The following is a 20,279-nucleotide window of genomic DNA, read 5'->3' on the forward strand; positions in this document are numbered from 1 at the left end:
AGAACAAGGAAAGGGCCGACGGAGCGATCCGCCGGCCCTTTTTGCTGGTCCGCCTGTCGCCGCGTCAGCGTGCGATGCGCAGCCGGGTGATGTCGCGGCCAATGGCCTGGAAAGCCTCGGACAGGTCTGTGTTCTTGTTCGGCGTAAAGGCGTGAGCCGCGCTCGTCGCGCATGCCCCCATGACCTCGCGCGCGGTGTCGATGCCATTTCCGCCCGTGGCGGTGCTCAGATTGAAGCCGACAGTATAGACAACGACGCCTTCCTTCTTCATCGCATCGCACAGGGCCACAGATTGCGCGAAGGGCGTGCCGTTCGGTGCGCTGCAATTGATCTGATAATTGGTGTTGCCCGCCCCATTGGTCGGCGCATCCTTGGAAATCACCCCCTGACAATAGGGGTTGTTGAACTCGCCATCCGTCATCAGAACGACCGCCTTCAAGGTCTTGGAAGGCTCGTAGACGTTTGGCGCGCTCGCCGCCGGCCAAATAGAGCTAAAGTTCGGCGACACCGCATACCAGCCCCATTCGATGCCGATCTGACCCGCCGTGGAGCCGACCGCTTGATAGGCGTCGATAAGGTCGTTCAGCCCTGTGACCCCATTCTTGGTTTCGGCCAAGTGCGTAAGGGGCGTAACCTGGTTGGTCAGGCAACGATTGTCGGAGTGAGGATAGTTACGACCGACCCAGTTGTTCGAGTCAGGCGTACGATCAGTTGGGACCAGATCTCCGCTCGCGTTCTTAACGGTCCACAGGCGTTCGCTGACGCAGGTGCTGGATGGGAGCATTCTCACCGCCGTCGTGCTGTTCCGACCGATAAAATACCGCTCCCGACAGCCGTCATAGCCGCACTGAACCGCACCTCCGCCACTGTAGGTTGATTGGTCCGGCCCTCTAAGGCCGACGCTGAACTGATGCTCTGAAATCTTGGCGACTTGGAAATAGGCGCCGTTGAGAGTGGTCATGCCCCGGACGCCAGAGATCTTCACCCAATCACCGGTTGAGAGGGTATGGTTTTCGGAAGTGACGACCACTTCGCAGGTCGTCGTCCAGCAACGACGAACTGTGCCGCTATTCTTGCTTCCGCCCCCAGAATAGCTGGAGAGCTGGAACGTATTGCCGCTCACAGACGACACCCGATGAATACGATTGTTCAGCCCGTAGGAGGCGTTGCTGACGTCGCTGATCCACACGTAATCGTTCACCGCTAAGCCGTGATTGCTCGCGGTAAAGACGCCCGACGAGATTTGCGAAATCGACTTAGCCGGGTCTGCCCAACCAACAGCGCTGATGTCCGTGGTTCCTTTCAGCGGTCCGCGCACGCTGTTAGCGTAGTTGCCCAGGTTGACGCCCATCGAGTAGGGCACGAGAGCGACTCGAGTAGTAAAGGGAGACTGCTCTTTCTGAACCACGATGGCGACCAACTCCTTGGCGGCCTTCTTCAGGCTGGTGAGCGCCGAACCTGCCATCGAACCGGTGATGTCCAGAACCAGCGCCACCTCGACGTTGCGCGACGCGCGCAAGACTTCAGAGGAGCTGCCGACCGGCAGGCGATCGTCCATCAGGGTCCCGTAGGGCGGCAGGACGATGTTGGCGACCAGCACCTTCACCTGAACCTTCGCCGTGGCGATGATGGTGTTTCCATCCAGCCTGAAGTTCGCGGAGTCCCGAAGCAACTTGCCGTTCTCGTCCGTCTCGAAATAGGAAGGCATATTGGCCTTCAGCGCGGCCAGGCCAGCCTTGTTGAGATCAGCGTCTTCGGTGAACGGGGTCCGGGCGGCGGCCAGGGCGGCGGCGTCCAGGGCGTCCTGCAGATTAGCCCTGACCTTTGACGCCTGGTGGATGTCGATGGCGCCCAGGGTGATCATCAGCAGCACCGGCAGGGCCAGGGCGAACATCATCGCCACATTGCCGCGCGTGCCTGCCATGAAGCGCGCCGCGAAGCGACGCGTCGCACCCGTCAGTCGGCTCAAACCGTTCTTCACCGTGTCGGCCCCACCTGGAATCGTCGGCGGACGCAGGTCCGCATTTCGGCGAACCGTGACGGATTTCGGTTAAGGGATGCCTCTACGGCGACGGTTAACGCCGCCTTAGAGCGAATATCAGGCCCTAGCGATCAACGCAGGCGTCCAGCCCCTGCTGACGCACCGTGCCCATGGCGGCCTGGATGCGGCTGGCCCGACGGCGGACATAGGGGCCGGGATCGGCGGCCCGATAACGGCGCGGGCTGGGCAGGATGGCGGCCAGGCGAGCGGCCTCGCGCGCCGTCAGGTTCTCGGCGCTCTTGTTGAACCAGTGACGCGAGGCGGCCTCGGCGCCATAGACGCCCGGCGCCCATTCGGCGACGTTCAGATACATCTCCATGATCCGCCGCTTGCCCCAGACGGCCTCGATCAGGCCGGTGTAGCCGACCTCCAGACCCTTCCTCACCCAGTCGCGGCTGGGCCAGAGGAAGACGTTCTTGGCCGTCTGCTGGCTGATGGTTGAGGCGCCGCGCCGCTTGTCCGAGCCGCGCTGTTCGGCGCGTTCGTTGGCCTCCATCGCCTTCTGGATGGCCTCGACGTCAAAGCCGTGGTGCTGACAGAAGCGCGCGTCCTCGGCGGCGATCACCGCCTCGACCAGACGCGGCGAGATATGGTCCAGCGAGCGCCAGCGATAGTCCATGCCCTGCCCCGCCGCCGCCTGCTGGATCATCAGGATGGTGAACAGCGGCGGCACGAAGCGATGCAGCACCACCCCGCCGATCGGGATCAGAGCCAGGATCAGCAGCAGGGTCAGCAGCGGGCGCCGCTTGCGGGTCTTCGCACGGGTCATGCCGCCATCCTGCCGGGCTCAAGCGTCAGCGCAAGCGAGATTACAGCGAGACCACGCCCGCCTGACCGTCTTCGTCGGCCCAGGCGATGCGGGCCGAACCCGCGCTCATGGCCAGGGCGACGATGGGCGCGCCCTTGTCTTCCTTGATGAAAGCCAGCCCCTGCCCCGCCGGATCGGCCCACCAGACCCGGCCGTCTTCCAGACCTGCGGCCAGTCGCCCATGCTGTTCGGCGGCGGCGACGTGGGCGATCAGGGTCGTCTCGTCAAAGCCGATCTCGGTCGCCTCGCGCCCCATCGGGCCATTGGCGCCGATGAAGGGCCACAACACCACGCCCTGCGCCCCCGAGGTCGCCAGCAGCTGACCCTTGGCCATGAAGGCGAAGCTCTTCACCTTGGTCGGATAGCCGCCCATCCGCATGTTCTTCTGATCCTTCAGCCGCCAGCCGTGCAGTTGCGCGTCCTGCATCGAGGTGACGACGAAGGCGCCGTCGGGCGAGAAGGCCACCGCCAGGTGCGACCCGGCCCAGGCCAGCTTGACCGGCTGCTGCTGCTCGATGCGCGCGTACCACAGGGCCGCCCCGCCATAGGTGGCGGTGGCGATGCGCCGTCCCTTGGGGTCAAAGGCCACGCCAGATACGGTGCGTTCGTGCTGAAAGTCGCGGCGGAAGCTCACGTCCTTCACATCGATCACCGACAGGGTGCGCCCCGCGGAAAAGGCGATCAGGCCGGAGGCCGGCGAGGCGGCGATGGAATCGATCCATTGACCCTTGGCGGTGGCCAGCAGCACGGCCTCGCCCTCGCGGCTCCACACCACCTTGCCGTCGTCGCCGCCGGTGACGACGCCCTCGCCCGAGGGGTGGACGGCGGCGCACAGGATGGCGCCGTCATGGACCTCGCTGCGGGCGCCGTTCTCGAACCGCACCGAGCCGTCGCCCAGGGCGAAGATCGCGCCCGTCTTGTCGAACAGGGCGGCGGTGACCTGGGCGTCGAAGGAGAAGGCAGTCATGTCGGCTCGCAGGCAGAGAGAAAAGTCAGACGCGCCTCATAGCGCCCCGCGTCGCGTCTGTCGCGCGCTGGCCGACGCGGGCCTATAGAGTTCCCCATGACCCTGCTGCTCATTCCCGGCTTCATGGCCGACGCGACCCTGTGGGACGCCCTGACCGCCGACCTGGCCCCGTTCGGGCCGCTGGTCGCGACCGACCTGAGCCGCGGCGAAGACATCGAGAGCATGGCCGCCGCCCTCCTCAGCGACGCGCCCGACACCTTCATCGCCGTCGGCTTTTCCATGGGCGGCTATGTGGCGCGCGAACTGGCGCGGATCGCGCCGGAGCGGGTCAGCGCCCTCATCCTGATCGCCACTTCGGCGCGCGGCGACACCGAAGAGCTGATCCGCCAGCGCCGCTCCGCCTTGAAGGCGGCGCCAAAGTCATTCAAGGGCTTGAGCCGCCCGGCCATCGTCTCGTCCCTGCATCCCGATCTGGCGACCGACGAGGCCATGATCACCCGCGTCCGCGACATGGGCCTGAGGCTCGGCGGCGAGGTCTTCCATCGCCAGTCAGCCATGGCCCGCGCCGGCGACCTGGACCGACTGGACGAGATCACCCAGCCGACCCTGATCATCGCCGCCGACGCCGACCGCCTGCGCGGGCCGGATGAGGCCGAGGAACTGCATCGAGGCATCGCCGGCTCGACGCTGGTTCATATCCCCGACAGCGGCCACATGATCCCGCTGGAACAGCCCAAGGCCTTGGCGCGCGTGATGACGGAGTGGCTATCCAAACTCCCGACGTCCTAGGCGACGGTCAGAGGACCTCGGCCCCACCTTTCCTGGATCATTCCCGCATCCAGACCGGCAGGTCGCGCTCGCCATGCAGAACCCGCCACAGGTCGATCCGGTCTTCACGTTCCACATAGAAGAGCAGGTAGGGATAGCCGCGAACGCGCCAGAACCGCAGCTCCGGCAGATCAAGCTCATGAGCATAGCGGGCCGAACCAGAGGCGGGATGCCGGGCCACATGATCCAGGGCGTCTTCAAGCGCATCGACGAAAGCGCTGGCGACAACCTCACCCGCCGTCGTGAGATAGTGGTCCAAGGCCTGGTCGATGTCGCGCGCCGCCTGCTCGCGCGGGAGGACGACCTTGATCTTCACGCGGAGCGACGGCCCTTGATGCGCGCCCGTAGGGTGTCGAAGTAGGCCGCGTCGGCGGGTTCGGCCGGGCTGGATTCCGCCCCGCCCAACAGCAGGCCCCTCAGTCTCTGCCGATCGCCGTCCTTGCGGATCAGATCGCGGACATACTCGCTGGAAGAGCCATAACCGCGCGCCTCGACCTGTTCGTCCACGAAGGTCTTCATCGGATCGGGAAGCGAGATGTTCATCGTGCTCATGGGCAAAGCCTACGCCGATGGCAAAAAATGGCAACATACCCTTCCGCCGTCATCGCTGCCTTCGTGCGGATGACGGTCATAAGGAAAGCGCCTCAGCCCTTGTGCGTCTCGACCCAGCGCTGGGTCATCAGCGCGCCCGAGGCGTAGGCCTCCTGCAGTTCGACGCTCCAGTAGTTCAGCATGTCCAGCGGAATGACCGCGCCCGAGACGGCGCAGACGACGTGGTCGCCGCCCTTGACGATCTCGAACTCGGGCGTGCCGTAGATCACCTTGGCCTCGACCCGCGCGCGAGGGGGCGGGTTCATGCCGCGCAGGCCTCGAACCCGGCCTTGAGCGCGGCCTCGTCGAGATCGCGGCCGATGAAGACGGCGCGGCTCCAGCGGCGTTCCTTCTCGCCCCAGGGCTTCTGCAGGTCGCCTTCCAGGATCATGTGCACGGCCTGGAAGACCAGACGCCGGTCCTCGCCGTCCACGTCGATGATGCCCTTGGCGCGCAGGATGTTCTGGCCCTGCTCACCCAGCAGCTTGTCCAGCCAGGCGGTGAACTTGGCGCCGTTCAGCGGGCGATCCAGCGTCAGCGAGATGCCCTTGATGTCGTCGTTGTGGGCGTGACCGCGCGGGCCGTGGTCGTGATGATCGTGATCATGTCCATGGTCGTGGTCATGGCCGCAGTGCTCGTCATGAACATGGTCGTGACCATGGTCATGCCCGTGCCCGCAGTCGGCGTCGTGAACGTGGCCCTCGGCGCCGTGGGGCGGGTTCACGAAGTCAGGGCGGACCTCGACGATGCGCTCCAGATCAAAGCCGTGCAGGCCCAGAATCTGATCCAGCGGCACATTGGCGCGCTCGGCGCGAATGATCGGGGCCAGCGGGTTCAGGGCGCGCAGACGGCGCTCGACGGCGGCCAGCTCCTCGTCCGTCGCCAGATCGACCTTGTTCAGGATGATGCGGTCGGCAAACGCCACCTGCTCGCGCGCTTCCTTGGAATCGTCCAGACGCGCCATGACGTGCTTGGCGTCGACCAGGGCGGTGACGCTGTCCAACTGGGTCTTGGCCTTGACCTCCTCGTCGACGAAGAAGGTCTGGGCCACCGGGCCGGGGTCGGCCAGACCCGTGGTCTCGACGATGATGGCGTCAAAGGCGGGCTTGCCCGGACGCTGACGCTTCATCAGGCCCGAAACCACGCGGATCAGGTCGCCGCGCACCGTGCAGCAGACGCAGCCGTTGTTCATCTCGAACACGTCCTCGTCGGCGCCGACCACCAGGTCGTTGTCGATGCCGATCTCGCCGAACTCGTTGACGATCACGGCGTAACGCTTGCCGTGATCCTCGGTGAGGATGCGGTTCAACAGGGTGGTCTTGCCGGCGCCGAGGTAGCCGGTGAGGACGGTGACGGGAGTCTTCTGGGTCATGGGCGGCTAGATGGAGCTTCAAGAGAAGAAAGAAAAGGGTGCGCGCTTTCCTCCCCACTTGTGGGGAGGGGGACCGCGTAGCGGTGGAGGGGGCGGCGCAGACGGCTGACGGGGAGTCGCCCCCTCCGTCACGTCGGCTTCGCCGCCGCGCCACCTCCCCATGGAATGGGGAGGAAAGCGTGAACTCAGCAGGCCGGACAATCCGGCAAGGCGCTGCTTTCCAACTGGAAGGTCGTGTGGCTGACGCCGAAACGGCTGCGGGCCACGGCCTGCGCCTCGACCAGAAGCGCGTCGGCGTCGGGCCGGTCGTGGACCAGATGCGCCGTCAGGGCCGTGTCCGTGGTCGACAGCCCCCAGATGTGCAGGTCGTGCACCGCGCTGACGCCCGGCAGAGCCAGGAAGGCGGCGCGGACCTCGGCCACCTCGACGCCGCTCGGCGCGGCGTCCAGCGCCAGGTTGACCGAATCCTTCAACAGGCCCCAGGTCCCGATCATGATGACGGCGACGATGGCCAGGCTGACCAGGGCGTCGATCACGGCCCAGCCGGTCAACAGGATCACCGCCCCGGCGATGACCACGCCCAGCGACACGGCGGCGTCGGCCATCATATGCAGATAGGCCCCGCGCACGTTCAGGTCCTTGTGCTGGTCCTTCATGAACAGCAGGGCCGTGCCCAGGTTGATGAAGAAGCCGATGCCCGCCACCACCATGATGACGCTGGACTGGACGGGCGCAGGCTCGGCCAGCCGCCGCACGGCCTCGAAGGCAATGGCGCCACAGGCGAAGATCAGCAGCAGGGCGTTGCCCAGGGCCGCCAGCACCGTCGCCTTGCCAAAGCCGTAGGTCCGCTTGGGCCCCGCCGCGCGCCGCGCCAGCCAGGCCGCGCCCCCGGCCATGGCCAGCCCCAGAACATCGGACAGGTTGTGGCCCGCATCGGCCATCAGCGCCGCTGAATCGGCCCAGACCCCGGCCCCGAACTCGCAGACCACAAAGGCCAGGTTGACGATCAGACCGACGGCGTAGCGCCAATCGCCCGTATCCACCGGTCCATGATGATGCCCGCCGATGCCGTGGGAATGGCCGTGGCCATGGTCATGGTCATGACCCGAATGGTCGTGGCCCGCGTGGGAATGATCGTGGTCGTGTGCGTGATCGTGCGCCATGCAACCCCTGTAGGCCCGCCCGCCGCTCCGCGTCAACGACAACGAACATAAGTCATTGAATGTAAATATATAACCTATCAGCAGCCAGTGATCGGACCTAGTGCTGATGGGTCATCACCAGCAGGCCGATGACGATCAGGGAGATCCCGAGAATGGCGCCCTCATAGCGCGCCCAGCGCTCCAGCCGCAGGATGGAGTATCCGGCGCTGGCCAGGGCGGACAGCAAGGTCATGCCCAGCACCGTCCCCGCCGCAAAGCTGAGGGTCAGCAGGCCCAGGGCCGCGACGCCCTCGGTCGCCGACGACAGATAGATGGGCAGCAGCACCTCGCCCGGCGTCACCGCCATCATCAGCACCAGCCCCCAGAAGGCGGCGCGGTCCGACACGGCGGGCTCGGGAACCTCGGCCTCAGGCCCCGTCGCCGTGATCGGCTTCTGCAAGGAGGCCCGCGCCAGATAAAAGGCGCCGAAGATAAACAGCAGGGCCGCCGACAGGTGGGGCAGCAGGCCGCCGATCCAGGCGTTCAACGCCAGCCCCGCCGCCACGATCAGCGACCCGACCAGGGCCGTCGAGGCGATGTGAGCCAGCCCCGCCGTCACCGCGACCGTCATGACCCGCATCAGGCTCCACCGCTGCGCCCGGCCCACCAGAACAAAGGGCAGCCAGTGGGTCGGCATGGCCGCATGCAGGAAGGCCGCGACGAATCCCCCGCCCAGCAGGGAAATCAGGACGGGCTGTTGGAGATCGGGCGGCGACATTCCGGCCCCTTTATACTGTTACTTTGTAACGGTCGAGAGCGCGATTGAACGAATCCGCCGCAAATCCCCTCCCTTACGCGGGCGTTCTTCCTATTGCGAAACAGCGACAAATCAGGCCACATCGCCGCTGCAACGCCGCCTGCGCACGGGTTTTAGCCCCGAAGGCCGCCCTTTCGCGTTGACTCTGGCTCGCCCTTCCGTATATGTCGCCGCTCTTCGCCCGCAGGGTTTCCTGACGGGCGCATTCTTTTTTGCGTTCACGCTGAGGCTTCCAAATGTACGCGGTGATCAAGACCGGCGGAAAGCAGTACCGGGTCCAACCGGGCGATGTGATTGTTGTCGAGAAACTCGACGGCGACGCTGGCGCTGCCGTCAATTTCGGTGAAGTCCTCATGCTGGGCGGCGACAAGGGTGTGACGGTCGGCGCTCCGCTGATCGACGGTGCGGCGGTTGCTGCAACCCTGGTCGAAACCCGCAAGGGCGAGAAGATCAAGATCTTCAAGAAGACCCGTCGTCAGGGCTATCGCCGCACGAACGGCCATCGTCAGATGGAAACCGTCCTGCGCATCACCGGCATCGAAGGCGCCGGCGAGAAAGCCAAATGGGACGGCACGGTCGACCTGATGACCAAGGCTGAAATCAACGCTCGCGCCCGTGGCCTCGCCCCGCGCGTCGAAGCTGTTGAAGCCGAGGCTGCTCCGGCCAAGAAGGCTCCCGCCAAGAAAACCGCCAAGGCTGAAGGCGCCGAAGCCTAAGGTATTCGCCGGCGCTGGATCAGCGCCAGACCAGATCGTCAGGGTGCGCTCAAATAGGCCGAATGGCCGGTAGCGCCCCAAGAAGAGGAGCAGCAAGATGGCTCATAAGAAATCCGGCGGTTCGTCGCGTAACGGTCGCGACTCTCACTCCAAGCGCCTTGGCGTGAAGAAGTATGGCGGCGAGCACGTGCTGGCCGGCAACATCCTCGTGCGTCAGCGCGGCACCACCTTCCACCCGGGCGACAACGTCGGCCTGGGCCGCGACCACACCCTGTTCGCCACGGCGACCGGCGCTGTGAAGTTCACCACCAAACGTGGTGGCCGTTGTTACGTGTCGATTCTCGCCGCGGCCAACGACGACGCTCAGGCTATGGCCGCCGAGTAACGCGAACTGGACCAAAATCCGGGATCGCGTTGCTCTTAGAAGCCGCGATCCGGACCAGGGAAATATTCCGCGGGGAGTCTGGATCACCAGGCTCCCCGTTTGCGTTTCCCCGCCTCGCTGACCGCCCGAGCCCTGATGAACAAGGACGGCGGTCGCACCAAAGGGGCGTGACCCATGTGCGTGATTGAAACCTCTCCCGTCGTCGAAACCCGGCGTCTCATCCTGCGTGCGCCCGGCGCCCAGGACGTCCGCCGCATTGCGGCCATGGCCAACGACCGCGACATCGCGCGCATGACCCAGCGCATGCCCCACCCCTTCCAGGTGGAAGACGCCGAGGACTTCGTCCTGCACGTCGCCGCCCAGGATCCCAAGCGCGCCAACACCTTCGTCATCGAGCACGAGGACCTGGGGCCGGTCGGCGTCATCGGCCTGTTCGAGAACGAGGATAAGGTGCCCGAGACCGGCTACTGGATCGGTCGCGACTTCTGGGGCCGGGGTTTCGCCACCGAGGCCCTGGAAGGCGCCCTGGTCTGGGCCTCCAAGCGCTGGAAGCGCCGCGCCCTGATGGCCGGCCACTTCGCCGACAACCCCGCCTCCGGCCGCGTGCTGGAAAAGGCCGGCTTCCTCTATACGGGCGAGACCCGCCGCGCCTTCAGCCGGGCGCGCGGCGAGATCGCCGACACGCGGATGATGGTCTGGCTGGCGTGATAGAACGCTGATTTCACGTGAGTTTGGTCAACAGTGCAGTTTTTTCCGAGATCGGAAAAAAGCCTGTTGACCGGCCCCGAGCTCCCCCCTATTAGTCCGGGCCTCGGCGGGGCGACCCACCGGGCCCAGGTGGCGGAATTGGTAGACGCGCTGGCTTCAGGTGCCAGTGGCTTAACGGCCGTGGAGGTTCGAGTCCTCTCCTGGGCACCACATTCTCAAGCGGCGTCGTATCCCACGGATACGGCGCCGTTTGTCATTTCAGCCCTGCTTTCATCATCCATGACGGCGAAGGTTGGCGCTGCGTCCTAGCGATAGCGCGCGGTTCGTCTATGTTGTCGCCCTGATCGACCACCCGAGTTTCTGAGCATGACCGTTTACCTGCACGAAGGCGACCTGCCCGACGGCCTCGACCTCGGCCCCGAGGTCGCGATCGATTCCGAGACCATGGGCCTGCGCTTCCGTCGCGACCCGCTGTGCGTGGTGCAACTGTCGTCGGGCGACGGCGACGCCCATGTCGTGCGGCTGAGCCGCCCCGACTATGACTGCCCCAACCTGAAGCGGCTTCTGGCCGATCCCAAGGTGCTGAAGCTCTTCCACTTCGGCCGCTTCGACATCGGCATGTTCGACCTGCACCTCGGCGTCGAGACCCGCCCGGTCTATTGCACCAAGATCGCCTCCAAGCTGGCCCGCACCTATACCGACCGTCACGGCCTGAAGGACGTGGCGCGCGAACTGGCCGGGGTGGACATGTCCAAGGCCCAGCAGAGCTCGGACTGGGGTTCGCCGGTCCTGTCGCAGGCCCAGCTCGACTACGCCGCCTCGGACGTTCTCTACCTGCACGCCATCAAGGCGAAGCTGGACGCCATGCTGGAGCGCGAAGGCCGCGCCGAGCTGGCCCGCGCCTGCTTCGACTTCCTGCCCACGCGTTCGCGTCTCGACCTGGCCGGTTGGGACGAGATCGACATCTTCGCCCACGCCTGAGGACGCGCATGAGCGACCGCGACGCCCAGGAAGCGCGCAAGCGCGCCGACGAGGCCCGGGTCGCCCAGGCGGGCGAGCGCTGGCGCGCGCGCTCGCGCCGGGTCAAGCTTTACCGCCGTGTCCTGCCCATCCTCATCCTGATGCTGGCGGGCGGCGCCCTGACCTGGACCGTGTTCCGCACCGTCATGTCGGGGGTCGAGCGCAAGGCCAGCGAAAGCCGCGAGATCCGCCTCGACAACCCCATGTTCCACGGCCAGGACGCGCAAGGCCGCTCCTTCGTCATCGGGGCCCAGGGCGCGATCCGCGATCCGTCCACCGGCTATTTCCGCCTGGTCGGCCCCCTGCTCCGCCTGAACCTGGGCGGTCGCAAGACGACAGAACTGACGGCGGACGGCGGCACCTATATCGAGACCCAGCGCAAGGTGGTGATCGGGCCGAACGTGAAAATTTCGGACGGCGGCTCCGGCTTCGTCCTGACCACGCCGGAAGCCGTGGTCGACACCAACACCGGCGTGGTGACAGGCGACAAGGGCGTCCAGGGGCAAGGCCCTCTTGGAACCATAAACGCTTCGTCCTATGCCATCTATGATCAAGGCCAGCGGGTCGTCTTCAGCGGCCAGGGCGACAACAAGATAAGCGGGACCATCAACCCCGCGGGATCCGGCAAATGACCATGTCCAAGTCGAACACCATGATCGCAGGCGCCGCCCTGCTGCTGGCCCTGACGGTCCCCGCAGCATCAGGGGCGCAAAGCCGTGCTGACGCCTCCAAGCAGCCGGTCCAGTACGGCGCCGACGGCGGCGAATATACGCCCAACGGCTTTGCCCTGCGCGGCCGGGCCGAACTGACCCAGGGCGGCAACCGCCTGCGCGCCGACGCCATCACCGGGGTCACGGCCAACGGCGACCTCAGCCGGGTCGAGGCCACCGGCAATGTCTATTTCGTCACCCCGGATCAGAGCATGCGCGGCGACCGCGCCGTCTACACCCTCGGCAACGCCGAGGTCGTGGTGACGGGCGACGTCATCCTGACCCAGGGCAAGAACGTCCTGACCGGCAACCGCCTCGTCTATAATGTCCGCACCGAGAGCGCCCGCATGGAAGGCGGAAACGGCCGCGTCCAGGGCGTCTTCTATCCGCAAGGGAACTGACCCCGCTTGGCGCGCAAGGAACTCTCAGCCCTCAACCTCGATCAGGCGGACGCCGACGACGCGCCCGCCGCTGAAGAGGCGCGCCACACCGGCCTGCGCGTCGAGCACATCGCCCGCAGCTTCGGCCAGCGTCAGGTGGTCAAGGACGTGTCCCTGACCGTCCAGCGCGGCGAGGTCTGCGGCCTGCTCGGTCCCAACGGGGCGGGCAAGACCACCTGCTTCTACATGATCACCGGCCTGATCCCGGCCGACAGCGGCTCGATCTGGCTGGACGGCGAAGAGATCACCCAGCAGCCCATGTACCAGCGCGCCCGCATGGGTCTGGGCTATCTGGCGCAGGAAGCCTCCATCTTCCGCGGCATGACGGTCGAGCAGAACATCAAGGCCGTTGTCGAACTGCATCAGAAGACCGCCGCCGGCGTCCGCGACGAGACGACCCGCCTGCTGGAAGAGCTGCGCATCGACCATCTGCGCCTGGCCCCGGCCACCGGCCTGTCGGGCGGCGAGCGTCGCCGCGTCGAGATCGCCCGCGCCCTGGCCGCCCGGCCCAGCTTCATGTTGCTGGACGAACCCTTCGCCGGCATCGACCCCTTGGCCATCGCCGACATCCGTCACGTGATCGGCTACCTGTCGAGCCAGGGCATCGGCGTGCTGATCACCGACCACAACGTTCGCGAGACCCTGGACATCATCGACCGCGTCTCGATCATCTCGGCCGGCTCGGTCCTGTTCGAAGGCACGGCGGACGAGGCCGTTCGCGACCCCGAGGTCCGCCGCGTCTATCTGGGTGAAATGTTCGGCTGACGCCGAGGATCGCACGCCCGCCTCGCCTCAGGCATCACAATCCGTCCGCGCAATCCCTTGCCCGGCAAGGGACGGACGCTGGCTCGCGCTCCTATAGGTCGCAGGGCTTTGGGATCGACTAGGATCAGCGTCCGGTCTTTGACATCGTCCCCCGCCGCCTTCGCCCGCCCCACGCCGAGACCGCCGTTCAGCCCGGCCGTCCACGTATCCCTGGCGGTCGCCCGCGCGCCGCCGATGGCGCCAATTGCACTGTTTTTTCTTGGCGCGGTGCAATGCCGCGGCCTCGCAGACCACGCGCCACAGGCCATCGGCTGCGGCGCTCACCCGACGTTAAACTCTCTGCCTCACGATCCCAGCAAGAACCGGGCCACAGGCTCGCGGGAGGGATTGAAACGACGTGATCGGTCAGAGGCTTGAGGTCAGACAGGGTCAGGGGCTGGTCATCACGCCCCAGCTGCAGCAGGCGATCAAGCTGCTGCAGCTGTCGAATCTCGAACTGGAAGCCTACGTCGAGGCCGAGCTGGAAAAGAACCCTCTGCTGCAACGCGACGAGGGCGACCAAGGCGGAGACGGCCCCGCCGAACCCGCGGAAGCCGCCGCCTCGGGCGAGGCCGGCGAACTGCAGTTCACCGAGCCGTCGGGCGACGCCGAGCACGCCATGGATGCGCGCACCGAGGATCTCTACGACGACGCCCCCGGCGAACGCGACGCCGACCGCAAGCGCGACGCGGGCGAAGGCGAGCAGCCCGGCCTGTCCGACTGGTCGCGCGCCGGCGCCGGCGGCGGCATGGACGGCGAGGACATGGAGCGCCCCGACACGCGCGACGCCACCCTGTGGGAGCATCTTCAGGCCCAGGCCTCGTCCGCGGGGTTCAGCCCCGCCGAACACGCCATCGCCCTGACCCTGATCGACGCCACCGACGAGGGCGGCTACCTGCGCGGCGAGCTTCAGGAATTCGCTGACCGCCTGGGCGTCGATCTGGCGCGAATCGAGGCGGTCCTGGCCGTCTGCCACGGCTTCGAGCCGACCGGGGTCATGGCCCGATCGGCCCCCGAATGCCTGAAGCTGCAACTGGTCGAACGCAACCGCTTCGACCCGGCCATGGAAGCCCTGCTCGACAATCTGGAGCTGCTGGCGCGGCGCGACCTGCCCGCCCTGCGCAAGGTCTGCGGCGTCGACGCCGAAGACCTGAACGAGATGATCGCCGAGCTAAAGGGCCTGACGCCGCGCCCCGGCGCCGGCTTCGGCGGCGAGCCGGCCCAGACGGTCGTGCCCGACGTTCATGTCCGTCCCGACCCGGCGGGCGGCTGGCGCGTCGAACTGAACAGCGAGACCCTGCCCCGCCTGCTGATGGACAAGCGCTATCACGGCGTGGTCGCGGCGGGCGCGCGATCCGAAACCGAAAAGACCTTCGTGGCCGAATGCGCCGCCCAGGCCAGTTGGCTGGTCAAGTCGCTGGACCAGCGGGCCAAGACCATCCTCAAGGTCAGCTCCGAGATCGTGCGCCAGCAGGACGCCTTCCTGGCCTTCGGCGTGGAGTTCCTGCGTCCGCTGAACCTGAAGACCGTGGCCGACGCCATCGGCATGCACGAATCAACAGTCAGCCGCGTCACCTCCAACAAGTATGTCTCGACCCCCCGCGGGGTTTTCGAGCTGAAATTCTTCTTCACCGCCGCCATCCAGTCGTCAGACGGCGGCGCCCTGCACTCGGCCGAAGCCGTCCGCCATCGGATCAAGGCCATGATCGACAGCGAAGGCGCCGACGGCGACGTGCTGAGCGACGACCGGATCGTCGAGATCCTCAATGAAACCGGCATCGACATCGCCCGACGCACCGTGGCCAAATACCGGGAAGCCCTTAGAATTCCGTCCTCTGTCCAGCGCCGCCGCCTGATGAAGGCCGGCTGATCACGCTGCGGCGAAGCGTCACCACAAATCGGTGATCGGCGTTGACACCAAACGCAACCCGTCGCGTTCTATGCCTATGCAGATCCAAGTCAGCGGCAAGCAAGTGGATGTCGGCGAAGCGCTAAGCTCGCGCATCTCCCAGGAACTCGAAGAAGGAATCGGCAAGTACTTCGCCCGTGGCGGCGATGACGCCGAGGTCGTGGTGTCCAAGGACCGCCACGGCTTCCGCGTCGACTGCTGGGTCCGCCTGGCCTCAGGCCAGAGCTTGGTGACCACGGGCTTCGGCGGCGACGCTCAGGCCGCCTTCTCAGACAGCCTGGACAAGCTGGAGAAGCGGGTTCGTCGCTACAAGCGCCGCCTGAAGGATCACCACATCGGTCCCAAGGGCCTGTCGCCTGAGAAGACCGAGGACGCGGCGCGTGAAGTCGCCGCCATGACCGTCTTCCGCAATCCCGAAACGGTCGACGAAGACGCCTTCGGTGAGGCTGGTACGCCTGATGAGCCCCCGCCCGTGGGCATGGTCATCGCCGAAACCGAGTCGGAGATCCGCACCATCACGGTCGGCCGTGCGGTGCTGGAGCTGGACATGACCGGCTATCCGATCGTCATGTTCCGCAACGCCGCCCATGGCGGTCTGGCGGTCGTCTATCGCCGCCCGGACGGCAACGTCGGCTGGATCGACCCGGAGCGCACGCTCAAGACGACAAACGGCGCCGGATCTTAAGGCGCTTCCACGCGGAGGGCGAAGGCGCTAGAAGACGCCCGCCCTTCCGCAATGTCGGGTTTGAGCTTCGGGGTCATCATGGACATCGCTGATTTGCTGTCGTCGGGCGGGATCGTCCTGCGGGGCGGCGTCTCATCCAAGCGCCAGGCGCTTCATACCGTGGCCGAGGCCGCTTCCATCGCCCTGGGCATCGACGAAGGCCGGGCGCTGGACGCCCTGCTGGAACGCGAAGCCCTGGGCTCGACGGGACTGGGGTCCGGCGTCGCCGTGCCCCATGCCCGGGTTGCGGGTCTGGACCGCGTCTGCGCCGTCTTCGTGCGGCTTGAAACGCCGGTGGCCTATGAGTCGCTCGATGATCGCCCGGTCGACCTGCTGTTCGCCCTCTTCGCCCCGCTGAACGCCGGCGCCGAACACCTGCGCGCCCTGGCGGCGGTGTCGCGCGCCATGCGGTCGCCGCACCTGCGCGAACACCTGCGTCAGGCCCGCACCGTCGACGCCGTCCGCGCCCTGTTCGTCAAGGACGCCCCTGTCGCGGCCGCCTGACCAAGCGGCGCACGCAGACAGGCCAATAGCGCCGGACCCGCTCAGGCAGGCCGAATGGAAAGTAGCGCACCTAGAATCAGTGAACCGAGACGGGTTCCAGCTCGTGTGCGGCGGCGGCGGCGAAGGCCGTCTCGCGATCCAGCATGACCGCCAGCCGTTCGCCGTCGGCGCCGTGAACCGCATAGAGGATCTGTTCGGGATCAATCTCGATGCCCGGAGCCTCGATGTGGGCGTCCGCCATCACGTCTGACGCGCGGATCGCGCGCACATAGACGAGGTCGGGGGCGCCGAGGCCGGCGAAGTCTTTTTTGTTCATCATCGGCGTCATAGGACCGCCTCCTTACGCTTGACTGAACGCCCGGCGCGCCGGGCGGTTCGACGGCATGCTCAGCCCGTCGTGATGGGAATGCGGCGGACCTGCCGCTCCTGCTCCGGACGAACCATGTCCACATGCAGCAGGCCGTGTTCGAGGCGCGCCTCGGCGACCTCCAGCCCGTCCGCCAGGACAAAGCTGCGCACAAAGCCGCGCGCTGCAATGCCGCGATGTAGGAAGGCCTGTTCGCCCTTGCCGGCGTCGTCGCGCTTGCCCGCGATCGTCAGCTGGCGGCCCTCCAGGGTGATGGCCAGTTCCTCGGGGGCAAAGCCGGCCACGGCCAGACTGATGCGCACCGCCGCCTCGCCGACCTGCTCGACATTATAGGGGGGATAGCTCTCGGCCGCCGCCTTGGCCGCGCGGTCGATCAGGGCGCGGGTGTGGTCGAACCCCAGTAGAAAGGGGCTGTCAAACAGGATGGTGCGCGTCGTCATGGGGCCCTCGCAAACAAGCGACCTCAGCCGTCCGCGTCCTCCCTGAAGCGGCAAGGACGCCGGCTGTAAGACTACAAATGGTCATGGCGCGCCGGGTGGTCAACCGGAACCCCCGATGTCGCAGCTGTTCACGCGACATACAGGTCGGAACCTTCACTGTAGCGCCGCGTTCTGTCCCCAGTTCCTGCAAATCGAGAGACTAATTTCATGCGCGCCAAACTCGCCGTCGCCAGCATCAGCCTTGCCGCCCTTCTGGGCGCGACCGCCTGCACCACGACCGATCCCTACAGCACGGCCCCGAACCGCAACAACACCGGCACGGGCGCCATCGCCGGCGCCCTGGGCGGCGCCCTTCTGGGCTATCTGACCAACACCTCGAACGGCGAACAGGGCCGTAAGAACGCCCTGATCGGCGCCGGCGTCGGCGCCCTGGCAGGCGCAGGCGTCGGCCAGTACATGGACCGTCAGCAGCGCGCGCTGGAAGCCGAACTGTCCGGCACCGGCGTCGGCGTGGCGCGTCAGGGCGACACCCTGGTGCTGCGTATGCCGTCCGACGTGACCTTCGCCACCAACCAGTCCTCGATCGACAGCCGCTTCCTGCCCGTCCTGGCCGATGTTGCCCGGGTGCTGAACGAGTATGATCGCTCGATGGTCGACGTCATCGGCCACACGGATTCCTCGGGCGGCGACGCCATCAACCAGCCTCTGTCGGAGCGCCGCGCCTCTTCGGTCGCCGCCTATCTGATGAACAACGGCGTGATCCGCGAACGCCTCTATGTCGCCGGCAACAGCGCGCGCAACCCGATTGGCGACAACAACACGGTCGAGGGCAAGGCCAAGAACCGTCGCGTCGAAATCCTGATCCGTCCGTTCACGGGCTGATTTTCAGCTTCGGCTGAAATGATGAAGGGCGGCGCATCTGCGCCGCCCTTTTTTGTTGCGTTCGGGCTCAGCGAGCGCTCTCGGGTCGACCGATTGAGCTGTAGCGGAAGCCGCGCGCCTTCATGTCCTCTGGGCGATAAACGTTGCGCAGATCGACCATGACCGGCTGCTTCAGCAGCAGCTTGATCCGATCCAGATCCAGAGCCCGGAACTGGTCCCACTCCGTCATGATGACCACCACATCGGCGCCCTCGACCGCGTCATAGGGGCCGTCACGGAAGACGACGCCGTCCAATATCTTGGCCGCCTCATGCATGCCCTCGGGATCGAAGGCCTGGACCGTCGCGCCCATGGCCATCAGGGCCGGGGCCACGTCCAGCGACGGGGCGTCGCGCATGTCGTCGGTGTTGGGCTTGAAGGTCAGGCCCAACAAGGCGACCGTCTTGCCCTTGAGGTCCTCGCCGCCCAGCGCCCGCGCAACGCGATCCGCCATGGCCTTCTTGCGCGCGTCGTTCACCTCGACCGTGGTTTCGATCAGGCGCAGCGGCGAACCGGCGTCGGTCGCCGTGCGCACCAGGGCCAGGGTGTCCTTGGGGAAGCAGGAGCCGCCGTAGCCCGGTCCGGCGTGCAGGAATTTGGACCCGATGCGATTGTCCAGGCCAATGCCGCGCGCCACCTGCTGCACATCGGCGCCCAGGCTCTCGCACAGATCGGCCATCTCGTTGATGAAGGTGATCTTCAGCGCCAGGAAGGCGTTGGCGGCGTATTTGGTCAGTTCCGACGTGCGACGGCCGGTGAACAGGATCGGCGTCTCGTTGAGGTTCAGCGGACGGTAGAGCTCGGTCATGACCGGGCGGGCCCGTTCGTCCTCGATGCCGACGACAACGCGATCAGGGCGCTTGAAGTCCCCAATGGCGGCGCCTTCGCGGAGAAACTCGGGGTTGGAGACCACGGCGAAATCTGCGTCGGGTCGGCGGGCGCGAATGATGCGCTCGATCTCGTCGCCGGTGCCGACCGGAACCGTAGACTTGGTGACGATGACCGTAAAGCCGTTGATCAGGTCAGCGATCTCTTCGGCGGCGGCATAGACATAGGACAGGTCGGCGTGACCATCGCCGCGTCGCGACGGCGTGCCGACAGCGATGAAGACCGCGTCCGCCGCGCGAATCGCTTCAGCCCCGTCCAGGGCAAAGGACAGGCGGCCGTCGCGGACATTGGCGGCCACCAGATCCTCAAGCCCCGGTTCAAAGATGGGCATCCGCCCGGCGTTCAACTGGTCGATCTTGGCCGCATCCTTGTCGACGCAGGTCACGACATGGCCGAAGTCGGCGAAACAGGCCCCGGAAACAAGCCCGACATAGCCGGTGCCGATCATTGCGACGCGCATGCGCTCATCCTCTTGATGCAATCGGGGCGAGATACCGACCGAGTATGACGTTTGTCAGTCGTCGGCCAGATCATGAACAAAGAAAAAGGGCGGCCGACCCGAATGGATCGACCGCCCTCAATCTTATCGACCTTCGAGGTCATCGGGACCGGCCTAAACCGATCCCTCTGAACCTTAGAAGTTGATGTCGATGGTGGCGCGACGGTTCAGCGGCTCACGCACGCCGTCCGCCGTCGGCTTGGCCAGGTTGGTTTCACCCTTGCCGTCGAGGGCGATCACGCCGCCGTTGACGCCTTGGGCGACCAGGGCGTCCGCAACGGTGCGCGAACGACGGTTGGACAGGCCGAGGTTGTAGGCCGGCGAACCCGAGGTGTCGGTGTAACCGACGATCAGGACGCGGGTCGGAGCGCCCGACTTGGCGTAGTTGGCGGCTTGCGTCACCACCGAACGGGCTTCAGCCGTCAGGTCCGAGCGATCCCAGTCGAAGTAGACCACGAACTGACGCGCAGCCGGCTTGGCCGGAGGCGGCGGGGGAGCAGCCGGCTCGGCGCCGAAGGCGTAACGCAGACCCAGGGTCACGGTGTGCGACTGGTCATAGTCGCCCGACCATTCGCCGAACGGGACATTGCCCGTGCCGGTCACGGTCGAATCAAACGCGGCGTCGCCGGTCAGATAGCGGTAGGTCAGGTCGATGTTGGCGCGATCCGAAACGGCCCA

25 protein-coding genes and 1 tRNA gene are annotated in these 20,279 nt (G+C 66.3%); 13 read left to right on the top strand and 13 right to left on the bottom strand.

The annotated features are described in order from the left end of the window. Positions 1-64 precede the first annotated feature (64 nt). The 3 genes from DXK21_RS00935 to DXK21_RS00945 form a co-directional block, all read right to left on the bottom strand. Positions 65-1,969 carry a TadE/TadG family type IV pilus assembly protein gene (locus tag DXK21_RS00935; protein ID WP_245945018.1) on the bottom strand — a complete coding sequence of 635 codons (1,905 nt, stop codon included), beginning with the start codon at positions 1,967-1,969 and terminating at the stop codon, positions 65-67. A gap of 136 nt (positions 1,970-2,105) precedes the next feature. Then, positions 2,106-2,810 carry a monofunctional biosynthetic peptidoglycan transglycosylase gene (gene mtgA, locus DXK21_RS00940; protein WP_114815904.1) on the bottom strand — a complete coding sequence of 235 codons (705 nt, stop codon included), beginning with the start codon at positions 2,808-2,810 and terminating at the stop codon, positions 2,106-2,108. 40 nt (positions 2,811-2,850) lie between these two features. Then, the gene (locus tag DXK21_RS00945) at positions 2,851-3,816 is read right to left on the bottom strand and encodes a WD40 repeat domain-containing protein (protein WP_114815905.1); all 966 of its coding nucleotides are present in this window, start codon (positions 3,814-3,816) and stop codon (positions 2,851-2,853) included. Positions 3,817-3,912: 96 nt separating this feature from the next. Between DXK21_RS00945 and DXK21_RS00950 the strand changes: the two genes are divergently transcribed. Continuing rightward, on the top strand, positions 3,913-4,605 hold the full coding sequence (locus tag DXK21_RS00950; RefSeq protein ID WP_114815906.1) for an alpha/beta fold hydrolase: 693 nt from the start codon (positions 3,913-3,915) through the stop codon (positions 4,603-4,605). 37 nt (positions 4,606-4,642) lie between these two features. Here DXK21_RS00950 and DXK21_RS00955 read toward each other — a convergent pair whose 3' ends face one another. The 6 genes from DXK21_RS00955 to DXK21_RS00980 form a co-directional block, all read right to left on the bottom strand. Then, a complete protein-coding gene (locus tag DXK21_RS00955) occupies positions 4,643-4,960 on the bottom strand; it encodes a type II toxin-antitoxin system RelE/ParE family toxin (protein ID WP_114815907.1) in 318 nt (105 codons plus the stop codon). Beyond that, a complete protein-coding gene (locus DXK21_RS00960) occupies positions 4,957-5,196 on the bottom strand; it encodes a ribbon-helix-helix domain-containing protein (RefSeq protein ID WP_114815943.1) in 240 nt (79 codons plus the stop codon). The genes DXK21_RS00955 and DXK21_RS00960 overlap by 4 nt, the downstream gene beginning before the upstream one ends. A 92-nt stretch (positions 5,197-5,288) precedes the next feature. After that, positions 5,289-5,501, bottom strand: coding sequence for a DUF2093 domain-containing protein (locus DXK21_RS00965; RefSeq protein WP_114815908.1), 213 nt, complete (start codon positions 5,499-5,501; stop codon positions 5,289-5,291). Then, positions 5,498-6,607, bottom strand: a complete 1,110-nt coding sequence (locus tag DXK21_RS00970) for a CobW family GTP-binding protein (protein ID WP_114815909.1) — start codon at positions 6,605-6,607, stop codon at positions 5,498-5,500. Before DXK21_RS00970 ends, DXK21_RS00965 begins: the two co-directional genes overlap by 4 nt. Before the next feature lie 185 nt (positions 6,608-6,792). Then, complete coding sequence (locus DXK21_RS00975) at positions 6,793-7,770, bottom strand: cation diffusion facilitator family transporter (protein ID WP_114815910.1); 978 nt, start codon at positions 7,768-7,770, stop codon at positions 6,793-6,795. A gap of 97 nt (positions 7,771-7,867) precedes the next feature. Further along, on the bottom strand, positions 7,868-8,527 hold the full coding sequence (locus DXK21_RS00980; RefSeq protein ID WP_114815911.1) for a hypothetical protein: 660 nt from the start codon (positions 8,525-8,527) through the stop codon (positions 7,868-7,870). Positions 8,528-8,802: 275 nt separating this feature from the next. Here DXK21_RS00980 and rplU point away from each other — a divergent pair, with 275 nt between their 5' ends. From rplU to DXK21_RS01035, 11 genes are all read left to right on the top strand, one after another. Next, positions 8,803-9,282 (top strand): 50S ribosomal protein L21, encoded by a 480-nt coding sequence (gene rplU / locus DXK21_RS00985; RefSeq protein ID WP_114815912.1) that lies wholly within the window; start codon positions 8,803-8,805, stop codon positions 9,280-9,282. A gap of 97 nt (positions 9,283-9,379) precedes the next feature. Continuing rightward, positions 9,380-9,667 carry a 50S ribosomal protein L27 gene (gene rpmA, locus DXK21_RS00990; protein WP_114815913.1) on the top strand — a complete coding sequence of 96 codons (288 nt, stop codon included), beginning with the start codon at positions 9,380-9,382 and terminating at the stop codon, positions 9,665-9,667. Between the two features lie 174 nt (positions 9,668-9,841). Continuing rightward, complete coding sequence (locus DXK21_RS00995; RefSeq protein WP_114815914.1) at positions 9,842-10,375, top strand: GNAT family N-acetyltransferase; 534 nt, start codon at positions 9,842-9,844, stop codon at positions 10,373-10,375. 123 nt (positions 10,376-10,498) lie between these two features. Next, positions 10,499-10,585 (top strand) — tRNA-Leu (locus DXK21_RS01000). Positions 10,586-10,741: 156 nt separating this feature from the next. Then, positions 10,742-11,356, top strand: coding sequence for a ribonuclease D (locus DXK21_RS01005; protein ID WP_114815915.1), 615 nt, complete (start codon positions 10,742-10,744; stop codon positions 11,354-11,356). Positions 11,357-11,364: 8 nt separating this feature from the next. Further along, positions 11,365-12,027: an LPS export ABC transporter periplasmic protein LptC gene (gene lptC, locus DXK21_RS01010; protein WP_114815916.1), complete on the top strand. Its 663-nt coding sequence runs from the start codon at positions 11,365-11,367 to the stop codon at positions 12,025-12,027. Next, entirely contained in the window at positions 12,024-12,506 is a 483-nt protein-coding gene (locus tag DXK21_RS01015; RefSeq protein ID WP_114815917.1) for an LptA/OstA family protein, read from the top strand. The genes lptC and DXK21_RS01015 overlap by 4 nt, the downstream gene beginning before the upstream one ends. Before the next feature lie 6 nt (positions 12,507-12,512). Beyond that, positions 12,513-13,310 carry an LPS export ABC transporter ATP-binding protein gene (gene lptB, locus DXK21_RS01020; protein WP_114815918.1) on the top strand — a complete coding sequence of 266 codons (798 nt, stop codon included), beginning with the start codon at positions 12,513-12,515 and terminating at the stop codon, positions 13,308-13,310. A gap of 397 nt (positions 13,311-13,707) precedes the next feature. Next, a complete protein-coding gene (gene rpoN / locus DXK21_RS01025; protein WP_114815919.1) occupies positions 13,708-15,219 on the top strand; it encodes an RNA polymerase factor sigma-54 in 1,512 nt (503 codons plus the stop codon). Positions 15,220-15,295: 76 nt separating this feature from the next. Beyond that, on the top strand, positions 15,296-15,943 hold the full coding sequence (gene hpf / locus DXK21_RS01030) for a ribosome hibernation-promoting factor, HPF/YfiA family (protein ID WP_114815920.1): 648 nt from the start codon (positions 15,296-15,298) through the stop codon (positions 15,941-15,943). A gap of 78 nt (positions 15,944-16,021) precedes the next feature. Then, positions 16,022-16,486, top strand: a complete 465-nt coding sequence (locus tag DXK21_RS01035; RefSeq protein ID WP_114815944.1) for a PTS sugar transporter subunit IIA — start codon at positions 16,022-16,024, stop codon at positions 16,484-16,486. A gap of 76 nt (positions 16,487-16,562) precedes the next feature. Here DXK21_RS01035 and DXK21_RS01040 read toward each other — a convergent pair whose 3' ends face one another. Both DXK21_RS01040 and DXK21_RS01045 read right to left on the bottom strand, forming a co-directional pair. Beyond that, complete coding sequence (locus DXK21_RS01040) at positions 16,563-16,814, bottom strand: DUF1150 family protein (protein ID WP_114815921.1); 252 nt, start codon at positions 16,812-16,814, stop codon at positions 16,563-16,565. A 59-nt stretch (positions 16,815-16,873) separates the two neighbouring features. Then, the gene (locus DXK21_RS01045) at positions 16,874-17,293 is read right to left on the bottom strand and encodes an Hsp20 family protein (RefSeq protein ID WP_114815922.1); all 420 of its coding nucleotides are present in this window, start codon (positions 17,291-17,293) and stop codon (positions 16,874-16,876) included. Between the two features lie 207 nt (positions 17,294-17,500). Between DXK21_RS01045 and DXK21_RS01050 the strand changes: the two genes are divergently transcribed. Further along, positions 17,501-18,175 (top strand): YiaD family glycine zipper/OmpA-like lipoprotein, encoded by a 675-nt coding sequence (locus DXK21_RS01050; RefSeq protein WP_114815923.1) that lies wholly within the window; start codon positions 17,501-17,503, stop codon positions 18,173-18,175. A gap of 67 nt (positions 18,176-18,242) precedes the next feature. On the opposite strand, the gene DXK21_RS01055 is transcribed toward DXK21_RS01050, so the two are convergent. Both DXK21_RS01055 and DXK21_RS01060 read right to left on the bottom strand, forming a co-directional pair. Further along, on the bottom strand, positions 18,243-19,562 hold the full coding sequence (locus DXK21_RS01055; RefSeq protein WP_114815924.1) for a UDP-glucose dehydrogenase family protein: 1,320 nt from the start codon (positions 19,560-19,562) through the stop codon (positions 18,243-18,245). 174 nt (positions 19,563-19,736) lie between these two features. Next, positions 19,737-20,279 (bottom strand): OmpA family protein (locus tag DXK21_RS01060; RefSeq protein ID WP_162790553.1); only part of this gene is annotated, 543 nt, incomplete at its 5' end.

Source organism: Brevundimonas bullata (assembly GCF_003350205.1).
Taxonomy (GTDB): Bacteria; Pseudomonadota; Alphaproteobacteria; order Caulobacterales; family Caulobacteraceae; genus Brevundimonas; species Brevundimonas bullata.